This is a genomic window from Bombilactobacillus apium, assembly GCF_013385145.1.
Lineage (GTDB): Bacteria > Bacillota > Bacilli > Lactobacillales > Lactobacillaceae > Bombilactobacillus > Bombilactobacillus apium.
Genome location: NZ_JABZEC010000005.1, coordinates 71,437 through 83,688, shown reverse-complemented (window position 1 = coordinate 83,688; position 12,252 = coordinate 71,437). Strand labels below are relative to the sequence as shown.

Annotated in this window: 13 protein-coding genes; 8 read left to right on the top strand and 5 right to left on the bottom strand. The window is 32.9% G+C overall.

Annotation, left to right across the window (positions count from 1 at the left end; translation table 11 throughout):
• Positions 1-868 precede the first annotated feature (868 nt).
• The 4 genes from HU830_RS06360 (at position 869) to HU830_RS06345 (ending at position 2,953) form a co-directional block, all read left to right on the top strand.
• On the top strand, positions 869-1,219 hold the full coding sequence (locus tag HU830_RS06360) for an N-acetyltransferase (RefSeq protein WP_176942937.1): 351 nt from the start codon (positions 869-871) through the stop codon (positions 1,217-1,219).
• Positions 1,220-1,846: 627 nt separating this feature from the next.
• Complete coding sequence (locus HU830_RS06355) at positions 1,847-2,194, top strand: IS110 family transposase (RefSeq protein WP_176943015.1); 348 nt, start codon at positions 1,847-1,849, stop codon at positions 2,192-2,194.
• A 44-nt stretch (positions 2,195-2,238) separates the two neighbouring features.
• The gene (locus HU830_RS06350; protein WP_176942936.1) at positions 2,239-2,394 is read left to right on the top strand and encodes a hypothetical protein; all 156 of its coding nucleotides are present in this window, start codon (positions 2,239-2,241) and stop codon (positions 2,392-2,394) included.
• 211 nt (positions 2,395-2,605) lie between these two features.
• A complete protein-coding gene (locus HU830_RS06345) occupies positions 2,606-2,953 on the top strand; it encodes a transposase (protein ID WP_176942935.1) in 348 nt (115 codons plus the stop codon).
• Positions 2,954-3,460: 507 nt separating this feature from the next.
• Here the strand turns inward: HU830_RS06345 and HU830_RS06340 are convergent.
• Genes HU830_RS06340 through HU830_RS06325 form a run of 4 tightly spaced genes read right to left on the bottom strand, consistent with a single transcriptional unit; the run spans position 3,461 to position 8,517 of the window.
• Entirely contained in the window at positions 3,461-4,666 is a 1,206-nt protein-coding gene (locus HU830_RS06340) for an MFS transporter (RefSeq protein WP_176942934.1), read from the bottom strand.
• Between the two features lie 2 nt (positions 4,667-4,668).
• Positions 4,669-5,595: a hypothetical protein gene (locus HU830_RS06335; RefSeq protein WP_176942933.1), complete on the bottom strand. Its 927-nt coding sequence runs from the start codon at positions 5,593-5,595 to the stop codon at positions 4,669-4,671.
• A gap of 3 nt (positions 5,596-5,598) precedes the next feature.
• Positions 5,599-6,696, bottom strand: coding sequence for a hypothetical protein (locus HU830_RS06330; RefSeq protein ID WP_176942932.1), 1,098 nt, complete (start codon positions 6,694-6,696; stop codon positions 5,599-5,601).
• Between the two features lie 12 nt (positions 6,697-6,708).
• Positions 6,709-8,517: a hypothetical protein gene (locus HU830_RS06325; RefSeq protein WP_176942931.1), complete on the bottom strand. Its 1,809-nt coding sequence runs from the start codon at positions 8,515-8,517 to the stop codon at positions 6,709-6,711.
• Positions 8,518-8,650: 133 nt separating this feature from the next.
• Here HU830_RS06325 and HU830_RS09045 point away from each other — a divergent pair, with 133 nt between their 5' ends.
• From HU830_RS09045 to HU830_RS09215, 4 genes are all read left to right on the top strand, one after another.
• A complete protein-coding gene (locus HU830_RS09045) occupies positions 8,651-8,791 on the top strand; it encodes a hypothetical protein (RefSeq protein WP_176943014.1) in 141 nt (46 codons plus the stop codon).
• A 1,006-nt stretch (positions 8,792-9,797) separates the two neighbouring features.
• Positions 9,798-9,995, top strand: coding sequence for a hypothetical protein (locus tag HU830_RS06315; RefSeq protein WP_176942930.1), 198 nt, complete (start codon positions 9,798-9,800; stop codon positions 9,993-9,995).
• A gap of 74 nt (positions 9,996-10,069) precedes the next feature.
• Complete coding sequence (locus HU830_RS06310) at positions 10,070-10,426, top strand: transposase (protein WP_176942929.1); 357 nt, start codon at positions 10,070-10,072, stop codon at positions 10,424-10,426.
• A 251-nt stretch (positions 10,427-10,677) separates the two neighbouring features.
• Complete coding sequence (locus HU830_RS09215; protein ID WP_176943013.1) at positions 10,678-10,878, top strand: transposase; 201 nt, start codon at positions 10,678-10,680, stop codon at positions 10,876-10,878.
• A gap of 335 nt (positions 10,879-11,213) precedes the next feature.
• Here HU830_RS09215 and HU830_RS06300 read toward each other — a convergent pair whose 3' ends face one another.
• Complete coding sequence (locus tag HU830_RS06300) at positions 11,214-12,200, bottom strand: aldo/keto reductase (protein WP_176942928.1); 987 nt, start codon at positions 12,198-12,200, stop codon at positions 11,214-11,216.
• Positions 12,201-12,252 lie beyond the last annotated feature (52 nt).

The following is a 12,252-nucleotide window of genomic DNA, read 5'->3' as shown; positions in this document are numbered from 1 at the left end:
TATTGAACTTGAGAGAAAGGTTATTAACTTATACTAAACTGAATATTGGCGAATTTCTCCGTTATTATTCCTGAATTGACTCTGCGTAAGCTCTTTAGACAATGCCAGTTTCTATCTTCGAAAGACTAGCAGACTATTTGAGGGAGCCATTCTAAACTGCAATCTAAAGAAAAAGAAGTGAAAATTATTCCAACAAGATCTTGCTATCTTGGTTACTATTTCTGAAATTGAAGAAACTCTTTAAGGTTGATACTATGACATGGTTCAAATCTTATACTTCTAACGAAGTTCCTTACTGACAACTGTCCCCATCTTTAAGTACAACAAAAAAGATACTCCCGCAAAGGAGTACCCACCCATATGCTTTGTTTATGTTTGTAGGATTTCAGTACTAAATTAAAAATAATTAGTATCTTTTAAAATAAAGGTCAAGCAGAATGTTTAGTTCAAGTAATGCAAGCTTGTCTCCACAGTTCCCATTAAAGGCAGTACTTCTATCTTTGAGAAGTAGCTAACCTTCTACAAAATTTCTTAAGTATTAATTATTGCCAATTAACGGATAATTAATTCTAGACATTTTCTCTGTTTTGAAAATAAATATTATTTACTGATATATGATTATGAGTACGCTTATCTTGTATCCCATACTGAGATCCTCGTAAGTAAAAGTTTTATAAATAAGTTACATTAACAATTGATCAAGACAAAATCTATGATTTCTTCTGCTATATGTATAATACTTATATTTTATAGATAACTATTCGTATTTTGAATAATAAAACTATTTCTTAGTTGAATCTATGATTGGCTCGCTTCCCCCTGCGACTAGTCGTAGAATATAAACAATTTTTAATCAAAGAGGCTATTCATGGAGCCAATTTTTTTACGTTCCTCCCAAGTTCAAGACTTAGACCGGATTAGTCAATTATTCCAAGAAGGACGAAGAGTCCTTGCCCAAGAACAAATTCCCCAGTGGCAAGACGGCTATCCGCTCACCATCGATTCCCACTATCATGGCCAGCATTTAGGTAATTTCTTTTTCAGTAATTTAATTAGTCAAGCTTATCAGCAGGGGCAGCGAGAATTAAGAATTGATACGCATGCCCAAAATCAGCGGATGCAACACTTGGCTACTAAGTGGGGCTTTGAAAAAAGAGGAATTGTTTATCTTGACCACAATCCGCAAGATCAGCGTTTAGCCTATCAGCTTTTCTTATAAGGTCAAAAATCGCTTTCGGAAACAATCTTATTGAGATTGCATATTGGAAGCAATTTTTTAAATTCTTTATTCTAATAAAAGTGAATATTTAGTATAGGAATGCTTTTCTGGCACTAGAAAAAATAATCGATAATACTAGGATCTCCTCAATCTTTTGCCTCTAAGCAATCCGGTTTTCGACTTCCAAACCATAAAGGAATACCACGAAGGATTGCAATTTTGTAGATTGCTTGAATAGCTTTGAGAAAAATAACTAATTTCCGCAAACCATTCCCTAAATTTATCCACAAATAAAACAGACTAACCTTAGTGGTGAAAAATAATTCGACGGAATTGTTCTTCACCACTTTTACTTTCTGTTAAAGTGGTTTTGAAGTTGACAAGTCGTGATTCTTTTTGGCGCTTTGACGCCATAAATAAAAATGGCAACTTCATGGCTACGATCCGAGTTTGTTCCTAGTCTGTTGGCCTTCAGGTCATGTTTAGAAAATTAAACTAATCGTACTAGCATAGATTAACTTCAGAAAGATGGTGAATCAGATGGCAATAGCTTTTGAACTTGATGTAAGCAAAGCTACTTAGATGATGGCGATTGTTAATGACGAGGTGACGGTTAAATAGTTCAAGATTGAGAACAATTGTTTTGGATTTCAGGAACTACTTCAAAACTTGCGAGATTATACTGCCCCGCAAATTGTTTTTGAAGCTACGGGTGTTTATTCACAGCGACTACAACGTTTTTTGGATGATCATCAATATCGCTATACTTGTTTAAATTCTTTAGCGGTCCGGTCCAATAAAACTGATCAAAACGACGCTTTACATTTGGCCCAAACTCAATTAGTGATTAACCGGCAACTATCTTATTATCAAAGACCAATCTATCATGATTTAATGGCATATAGTCGCTTTTATGAAGAGCTTAATGATGATCTAATTCGTGAAAAAAACTTTTACACTGCAGTTTACAATTAACTTTTCCTGAAATCGAATCCTTACTCAGTAAGCACGATGGGGCTATGTATTGGAGTATTGTTCAAAGTTACCCGCATCCAGAGCTACTTAAGGATCTCAAGTTTGATGACTTAGCTCAAAAAATTATTAACAGTACTCCGAAAAATATTTCCTTAATGTGGGCGATGAAGATTGCCAAAAAGCTCTTGGGCCTGGTCTAGGTCGTTTATCCTGCTAGTAATTTTTAATCACCAACAGTATCCTAAACAAGTTATCACCCCTGTCGCATTAGTCAGTTAGCTGCAGAAAAGTGGCAAATTATTCGAGAAATGACTAAGCTAGCCCAAAATCTACCGGAATTTGATGTCTTAGTGAGTATTCCCGGCTTTGCGGCGACTACCGCTCTCCTTTTAATTGGTGAACTAAGTGATATTGTCCCGGTTTAGCAGCGCTAATAAATTATATGCCTTTATTGGGGATTTGCGCCATTACGAATCGGGTAAATTTGTTGTAGCTGATCATATCAGTAAGCGGGGGAATACCTTTGCCCGAAAACTACTATTCCGCTCAATTAATAATATCGCGACCGCAGCCCATTATCATCCTAATCACATCAACGATTTTTATCAACATCGAAAAAAGCAATCTCCTCAGTCAGGAACTAAGAAGATTGCCATCGCTGCGATGGGTCGCCTATTAAGAACGATTTACCATCTTGTAATTACGAATCAGAATTATATTTATCCGACGTCAAGCGTCAACCAATCTGATTCCGTCTAAAGTGGACTCGCTTTGCTCAAAAAAAGGAAAAAAAGAAATGGGTAAAGCTTTATTTGGTGTACTTAAAAACGTTCAAATTTAAGTTATCATGACTAGATGGGCTTAACTGACAGCCATCTTATTCACTAATCTAAAGAGATAGATCCTACTAGATCAATATTAATTCTTGACTAAAGGTAGAAAATAATCTCACTATTTAAAGAGTAAAGTTAGCATAACCTGAGAAAGTAGGTAATTTCCAGACAGTCAGTTACAATATGCTTAAAATTTCTCTTTTGTATACTCAAGAAACAAAAAATGACATTGTTTACAACTCACCAATGACAAAAACTTTAGCTCCTTACTTTTTATCAAACGGTTGGTTATAAGATACTTACTTCAAAGTTTTATATTTATTTTTTAATCTACAAATATTTTTATAAATATTTATTCTTAGCTATCCTATTATTCAATAAAACTTTATTCCGTCACAGATCTTAATAAAGTAAATCTAATAGATATAATAAATTAATAATTATATCTATTTGTTTTTAGAATTAACAAATATGACAATCCAATCATAAAAATCGTAATTATTGAGGTTAGTACTATCATGTTAACTGTACCATACTTTTGAACAACTATTCCTATCAATGGATTAATTATCATAGTAATCAAACTTATGGAAAACGATAACCCAGAAATAAAAGTTGCTCTCGAATTATCGCCAACCCATAAATTCAACATTTGCATAACAATCGGATCTAAAATATCTAAAACAATATATAATAATCCAGCTCCTATTACAAAAATATACTTATTTCCTTGAAGTTCCAATACTGTTGCTAGTAACAATAAGATAGAAATAAAAATAGATAGAGATAAATACTTCATTTTTACAAATCTATATGCCTGAGTAGCAATTAGCCCACCAACGAAACCATAAACCATAAGTATACTACTATTAGCTGATGCATCAAAACCTAACTCAGAAATATAATTAGGTAATATCATAAAAATAGTATTTATCACAGATGTAATTACTACAGTAAATATAAATAGAAAAAACACATTTGAAGAATGGAGCATATTCCTAAAAACCATCATAATACTCTTAAATCTCTTAAATAATGTATTACTTTCATTTATTTGGCTGCTTTTATTAACTTTTTGTTCGTTAGTAAAAAAAATTATTATCATAGCAATTATTAAAAAGATAGATTGCATAATATATGGGATTTTATTATTAACCATAAATAAGTATCCACCAATTGCAGTTGCTAATCCGATGGTAATCGAGCTTATAAGTTGCATGTTTCCCCTTATTTGACCATATTTTTCTTCATCACCATCTTTTCTTATTCCCTCGTAAAATAATGCACTATCTGCACCACTAATTAAAGCATTTCCTACTCCTTCAAGGGCAAATGACAATATCAGTACTGAAAAAACAATCGATTTAGGACATGAAAAAGCAAAAATTGTTAATAAAGGCGTTAAAGACAAACTTAAGAGTCCAAACATTACAGTAATTTTATTTTTAAATAAATCACTTAAAATTCCACTAGGTATTTCAGAGAAAAATTGTGTAAACATAAATACGGATTCTAACAAAGTAAATTGAACTAAGCTAAATTTTAAAGTTCCTACAATAAAAAGAATATTTATTATTCTAGTGAATTTCATTTGAGTAAAAACAGTATATAGATAATATTTTTGTTTATATTTGACCATTTCTACTCCTCCCACATCGTATTTAAAATTTTACATATTTCAAAAAAATTATTTGTTTTAAATATTTCAAATACTTGTTGCATATTTATTTTATTTATAAATAAATCAAAATTGGTGCTTCCATTAATAGAGTTCAAATTATCAAAGATTCCTACTTTACCGGTTGGACTCCTATGCATTCTATTCTTACAGGTAATAGATGGCATATCCAAGTAATCTTCAAAAAATATATTGGGGGCAATACTTTTAGCCTTGTTTACAGCCTTAATTTGACTAAGTTCTTCCACAACTACTGTATATACTATATTTTTATCAAAATAATCAGATAAATAGATAGGAAAATAAGAACATATTGATCTTTTAAAGTTGAGTAATAATTCTTTAGTAAAAAGATTCTTCTTTGAGGGAACTAAATCATATAACCCTTTTAGTTCTACATCATTTAATTCTAGATTGCTTAAAATATTGTCAAGTATATTTACCCCTTTATCTCGACGAATAACTCTAATCGTTTTTTTGATTTTTTTACTTAAATTATTAAGAAAAAATTCGACCTGATCAATAAACTTTAACCATATTTCTGAATTAGCTGGTGACCTAAATTCAACTTCAATGGGTGTGTCAACATAGATACCAATTGGCAGTGGATACTCTAATGCAAAATTTATTGGCATTAATATATCATAATAAAAATTTATTCCCAAATTTTCTATCTTGCCCTGACATCTATCAATACAAGCGCCACCAACAACTAGACTCTTGTCCCGTTCTATTTGTTCTAAATCCAAAGAATTAAAAGCAATCATTTCACTTTTATTATATACAGGGCATCTTATGTTATTAATATTAACAATAGTTTCTAAATCCTTCTTGTACATTTTTTTAACCAATTTAAGTTTAAATTCGTTTTTGTTACTTGCTTCATCCATTATTTATAATATTTCCTTTATAAAATCAGCTACTTGTTTAGCTCCATTTTTAGCTACAGTTTCTGTATTTAATATACTGTCGGGCATACAATCAGCCGTAATTAATTTAATTTCATGACATACTTTATCATTATATTTATCAAATATATCTTTCACAATTTTTCTTGTTAATTCAACACCATAATCTTCTTCCAAGGAATTAGGAATATTGTACTCATCTCCAAATGATGAAATGGACAGATCTGTTCTTCCAAATTCTTTATATTTTTCAAGTAATAATGCTTGCGAATAATTAGATGGCAACAAGTAATGTACATTCAAACCCAACCGTCGTGATTCAAGGTAAAAAGTTAAGCCTGACGTGCTAAACACCTTATAAGCAATCTGAGATTCTTTCAAAAATAAATCATGCGTAAATATTTTAAAAACAACATTTTTTGTATATAATTTATTTTCAAACACTTTTTTTTGTCGTTTATTACAGGCTACCACTATTTTATATTTTTCCATAAGTTTTAATTTAAATAAAATTTTTAAGTACTGTTCTAAATAAAAAAAGCTAAATTTATCTTCCTTATTCGGAACATACACACCTGCAACATTTATCAATATTTCCTTTATTCTTTCATTGTTTTTTATTTTCAAATTCGATACATTAACTATTGGATCGATCTCTACCATATTTTTAGTTTTAAAACCAATACCAAATGATGGAAAAGCTCTTTGCATAAAATAAACCAAGCATTCATCTATACCAGCTATCGAATCCGGCCATAACCAATTCAAACTATCTACAAATATTTCCTTTGATCGAATATTATTCATAGATATGTCTTGCACATGAAAGTTCATAACATTTAAAATAAAATCATACTCTCTGGCAATACTCAGAAAACTTTCTTGAGATATAGCGTCGGTATCCTCATCAATATAAGCGATATTAATATCCAAACTTTGCTTTAAAAAACTTATTGCTTCATTGGATCCACAAAAGGTTATCGATACATTTGGTATAGTTTCTTCCAATTTTTTAATTATAGAGTATAATTTTGATACGGGTCCTAAACCAAAATTTGTAGTTACTGTCAATATTTTTTTCATAATAAATTCCTACTAAATTAAATTAAAAAAGCATCTATCTACTGCTATCCCACCATTTTGCACTGCAAAAAGTTTTAAATAATAACTTTGAAGTATCGTATTCTCCTTAAATTTAATATCTCCTTCTACTACCTTAACAATATTACTTTCTTTAAATTTTAACCGCTGTATTTGTAATTTTGTCACCACTGATTGTTCAATATAACTTGGTAATTGAATTCCAAAATATACATCACCTTTTTGCTCTGAAATAAATTCAATTTTATAGTGAATTGTCAAATCTTTTTTGTTATATTCATCACAAGTAAATTTTATTGTCGGCATATTAATCATAGCAGCGGATTTATCGCCACACCTATAACAATAACTAGCTCTAATTTTAAAAAATGATGAGATTTCAGGAACATATAGACAATGTGTCGCTAGCCCATCACATGAAAAACATTTTTCCTCATAGATACTCTTTGGGTCTATAGTGGATCTATAGGTATTAAACCCATCAAAATCATGTAAATTATCATTTTGATTTAAAAACATAATTTGCGCCATTCTTTTAGAAAACGGATTCACTCTATTAATCAGTTCATTTTCAAATTTAACCATGTCTTTTAATGTAGTACCGTTACGTCCCCTTTTAGTTAAGGGAGCATAATCAGAAAAAATTTTTTTGGCCATTCTTTTAATTGGATGATCATCATTTAGCATCATCGAGCTAGTATAATTTGATATTCTCGATAGAATATTACATGTTATAGACGTTAATCTATGGTTATTATTTATACTATTAGTAATTTCAACATTTACTTTTGGTAATCCAATGGTAATAATTGATATCATTGCCTGAATATCACTTAGACATTTATTTAATTCAAACCCTATATTATAATCATCAGAATGTTTAATTATCATACTTAATTCAGGTGAATCAGCAGATTGTACCGCAATTGATGCAATAATACTTTCCGCCCATCCATCTATTGCATCCAACACAATATTGAATTTTGAATCATATAAACGTGAATCATAAAATGGAAAGTTATTACAAGAAAGAAAAAATAATTGTTTTACTTTGATTTTATCAATAAGCACTGCCTTACTCTCATCTTTAAAAAAAGCCTGTCCTTCATGTCCAATTGATGGTGCAAATGGTATTTGTGCATCTACACTATCGTTCATGCCCGTTAAGGTATAATCATCCAAATTCAAATGATCTTCTTTGCCATGACCATGAAATACTAATTGTTTCCATTCATTACCCTCAAGGATTTTTCTAACGTTCTTACTTGCCAAGTCTTTATTATCAAAAAATTCTCGTTCATTATTAGAAAACCCAGAAAGATTTAATAATGAGAACATACCCTCTTTATTCCATGAAAAATAATCTTTTAAAAATTGTTTACCAATTAGCCAAGTTAATGAACTTAAATCTCTTCCTACCAAAAAATATACTTCTGTATTATGACTATAGCAATAGTTAATCATAGCCAATACTTTCTTTTGAGTGAAATCTTTATATAACCCTATTACAACAACAGTTTTACTTGTAAAGTTCAAATTCAATAATTTTTTTACGGTGATCCACTTATTACAAAAAAGGGATGATTTTTCATAAGGCAATACATCATTTGAAATGATAATTCCATAATCACTTTTAAATATATCTTGAATCTTGATATTGTTGCGACTCAAATCATAAATTTTTTTATTCAGGTCAGGCCTTCCATCTACAAAAAAAGGTATTTCACTAATATTATTATTATTTTTAAAAAAAGAAGTAAAATACTCATTTAAATCGCTATATTCCTTTATCTCACATTCCATTTTTATTCTTAGTTCCTTTCTTGAAAATAAATTGGTTATTATCAAATTATCATATATTCAATCTTGTGTAAATGAAATACTGTGGTAAAATTTTAATAGTATTAAAATAATGCAGTAAAATAAAAAAGTAAAAATAACAGTAGTAGGTATCGGCTATGTCGGTCTCAGTGCAGCATTACTCTTATCCCAATATAACAAAGTATATGCCTTAGACATATCACCAGAAAAAATATATAAATTAAATAAAAAAATATCCCCTTTAAAAGATACTTAGGAAAAATATTAGGCACCTTTCCGGGTGGCTTGTTGCCGGTATTCTTTGGATTGCAGACGACTTAGTTTCGGCTAAGAGCAAAATAAAATTTCTTTCATCGAACGATTCCAACTATAGGTATTCAGTTCAAATAGACGGCAAGGGCCACCCCTTAATAATTACCTATAATTTTTCTTACTTTTTTATGATCGAGACATGCTTTTCTTTCTCCTAATTGTCTGATATTGTGCCGAATGGACTGGTGAATTAGTGCTGGAATCCATTAAACCAAGACTTACTTCTACAAAAAGCAACACAACGGCGATCAAAATTATCTCCCAGCAACTCCGATGACGTTGGAACATTTTCAGTCCTCCTGTGTTAATTCAATTCGAACTTCATAATCTCCTTGTAAGTTCTTTAATGTACTTAGAGGGCTAGTAATAACCCCAATATTAACTTGTGCGCCATACTGTTCAGACTTTTTTCATCTTGAAAAAGGGAGGTCAAATAAGGAGCATTAATAGCATAATCAATATCCCCGTTTAACCAACCATAATTGATTTGCTGTACTTGGTAAGGTAATTTTATGGACAACCCCACAAAAGCCATGACTATAACGTCGCATCTTAATCATATAATGGAGCCTAGGATTAGAGCCCGTGCAGTTTTATTATTATTCAGCAATCCATTAACCACTGTCGCCCCAAAATAAATTCGGATCGGTGTTCCTTGTTTGAGAATTTGGGTTGACTGATTAGAATTAGCCGTTTATATCTGGGCCCCTATTTGCGCGACTTGCTTGGGTGAATCCTTTTAACAGTCTCTGAAGAAGCTGCAATTGGCTTCTTTGGGGCTGCAGGTTCCACAAGCAGCCAGTTCAACTACTAAAAAGAAACTTAAAACAATTTCGGGTCTAAACTTTCTAGTATTGATGAGTCAAATCAATACTAGTTTTTTGTTTTTTGGCACACAAAGAGGACATTACCGTCCCCATCTGCTATGCTATCAAAGCGAGCTTTCAATAATGTCCCTTAACAGTCAGTTTATCTTAATTCTCTTCGAAATTAAAAACCCAAATATTATCATTGATCAAATTACCGAACAGATTCTTTACCGAAGTCCTCAAAAATGGCGGGTGCAGGCCATTCAGGCCCATTTAACTTATCCTATTGAACTCTGTCCTCATTGTCACTTAACTAAGTTGGTCAAGAATGGTTTTTGAGAAACGACGATTCGTTTAACAGCGATTAATGGTTAACCGGAATTTCAGCCTCTTCAGTCCAAAGAATTTTATATTTGAGTCAGCGGGCGCTGATCGAATCTTACCAATTACCCCCAGTACTTTGTTTTGATGAGTTTCGTTTCGTAAAGTCTGGTTTTTCCTTTATTTGTTTAGATGCCCAAACTCATAAGCTGCCGGCCCTCTTGCCCGACCGGCTCACTAAGCATATTGTAGATTATTTCATTGGTCACTATTCCTTACGTGAACGCCAAAAAGTCAAATTTGTTTCTCTCGATCTTAACTGCCAGTATCAGCACTTCATCCAGAGAATTTTTCTCAATGTCCAAATTGTCATTGATCGCTTTCACATCGTTCAACTAGCTGGTCGAGCTCTGGGATCAAGCCCGACTCCAGATCCTGCACACGATTAACAACCACCATGCGCGAACTTATAAAATTCTCAAATCACAATGGCGGACTTTCCACCAAGCTGAAAGTAAACTAGCTGGACAATGACCCAAGTTTCGCAAGGATCTTAACGAATATATCACCGATCCCGATTTACTCACGCTAGTTTGGACTAGTTATCCAGAATTTCAAAAGGTTTATCTGGCTTATCAGACAATCCATGAAGCCCTTAAAATGGGAGAACCTAGATCTGTACACGAGTTTTTAACCAACTATTGTCCCCAATAATCCGATAGACCAAGTCATCTTAACCTTAAAACATAACTTACAAGGAGTCAAAAATGCCCGTCGTTATCGCTATTCCAACGGTCCTTTAGAAGGAGTGATTCGAAAAATCAAGGTTCTAAAACGCTCCTGTTATATTTTTCATCGTTTAGATCATCTCTTTATTCGAATTAAACTAATTCAAGCTTAAAGCAAAAATGAGCCCTACATTTCTGTAAGACTCATTTATAGCCATCAATATGATTTGACTTAGACCTGTAAACTAGATGACACTTACAATTCCATCTAGTATTTGCTAAGCGGTTAGTATCCTGTTTCAAGACTAAAAAAATTCCTTTCGATTTAGTTATGGTTGATAGCCAAAAACTATTGTACCGAAAGAAAGTTTTTCACACTAAAGCTGTTTTGTCCCCCACAAGTAAAACTTGTGGTTCATTCAATCGTATTAACAGAAAATAACTTGCAGAAAGAAAAATTATTCTGCGAACTGTTGTTAAATGGAGACTTATTCACAGCCTCTTTAAATTACCAAGCATAGGCTTGGGGAGCTGGGCCACCCGGTCCTGGCCAAATTTTATCTAATCTTTGGAGAACGTCCGGCGATAATTGGACGTCCAAAGCATGTAAACTCTTATCTAATTGTTCCACAGTTCGCGGACCAGTAATTGGAGCAGTAACTACCGGATTTTGTAAAAGCCAAGCTAAGGCCACCACCGAAGGTTCCTCCCCAATCTGCCGACAAAGATCCTGATACTCAGCTAATTGTTGCTGATGTACTTGAATTTGCCCTTCCAAATCAGCGGTTCGCCGCCGCCCATGACTTGATTGATCAAAGTTTCCCGCTAAAAGTCCCATGCCAATCGGACTCCAAACAATTAAACCAATTTGGTAATAGCGTAAAGCCGGAATCACCTCTAACTCTAAAGCCCGATTACTTAAATTATAGAGACTTTGTTCAGAAGCCAAGCCCAACAAATGGCGTTCTTCAGCCTCTTTTTGGGCCGTAGCGATATTCCAACCGGCGAAATTACTACTTCCGACATAAATAATTTGACCGGATTGTTGTAATTGCGTCATCGTTGACCAAATCTCGGCCCAAGAAGTTTGCGAATCGATATGATGCATCTGATATAAATCAATATGATCCGTTTGTAAGCGCCGCAAACTGGCGGCAACAGCCTGACGCAAATGATAAGCTGAAAGTCCGCGGTCGTTAACGCCTAAACCCATGGGTTGATAACCCTTAGTGGCTAAAACGATTCGTTGACGATTGCCAGTTTTCTGTAGCCAACGACCGACAATTTCTTCAGACTTTCCAAAGCCCTGTTTCATGTCTGGACTTTGAGGACCGCCATAAACATCCGCTGTATCAAAGGTATTAATCCCGGCCTCTAAAGCCCGATCCATGATTGCAAAAGCAGTCTTCTCATCGGTCAATTCACCAAAATTCATGGTTCCTAAAATCAAACGACTAACTTTCAGACCAGTATGGCCCAATCTTTTATATTCCATTACGCCCTCCTCCAGAAAACAAAGTTTCAATCTGCGTTCTCTTGGAACTTTC

Coding starts and splice junctions, on each gene's coding strand:
- HU830_RS06325 (WP_176942931.1), bottom strand. CDS start 8,517: ATGGAATGTGAGATAAAGGAATATAGCGATTTAAATGAGTATTTTACT.
- HU830_RS06340 (WP_176942934.1), bottom strand. CDS start 4,666: ATGGTCAAATATAAACAAAAATATTATCTATATACTGTTTTTACTCAA.
- HU830_RS06335 (WP_176942933.1), bottom strand. CDS start 5,595: ATGGATGAAGCAAGTAACAAAAACGAATTTAAACTTAAATTGGTTAAA.
- HU830_RS06360 (WP_176942937.1), top strand. CDS start 869: ATGGAGCCAATTTTTTTACGTTCCTCCCAAGTTCAAGACTTAGACCGG.
- HU830_RS06300 (WP_176942928.1), bottom strand. CDS start 12,200: ATGGAATATAAAAGATTGGGCCATACTGGTCTGAAAGTTAGTCGTTTG.
- HU830_RS06315 (WP_176942930.1), top strand. CDS start 9,798: ATGTCCCTTAACAGTCAGTTTATCTTAATTCTCTTCGAAATTAAAAAC.
- HU830_RS06330 (WP_176942932.1), bottom strand. CDS start 6,696: ATGAAAAAAATATTGACAGTAACTACAAATTTTGGTTTAGGACCCGTA.
- HU830_RS06350 (WP_176942936.1), top strand. CDS start 2,239: ATGTATTGGAGTATTGTTCAAAGTTACCCGCATCCAGAGCTACTTAAG.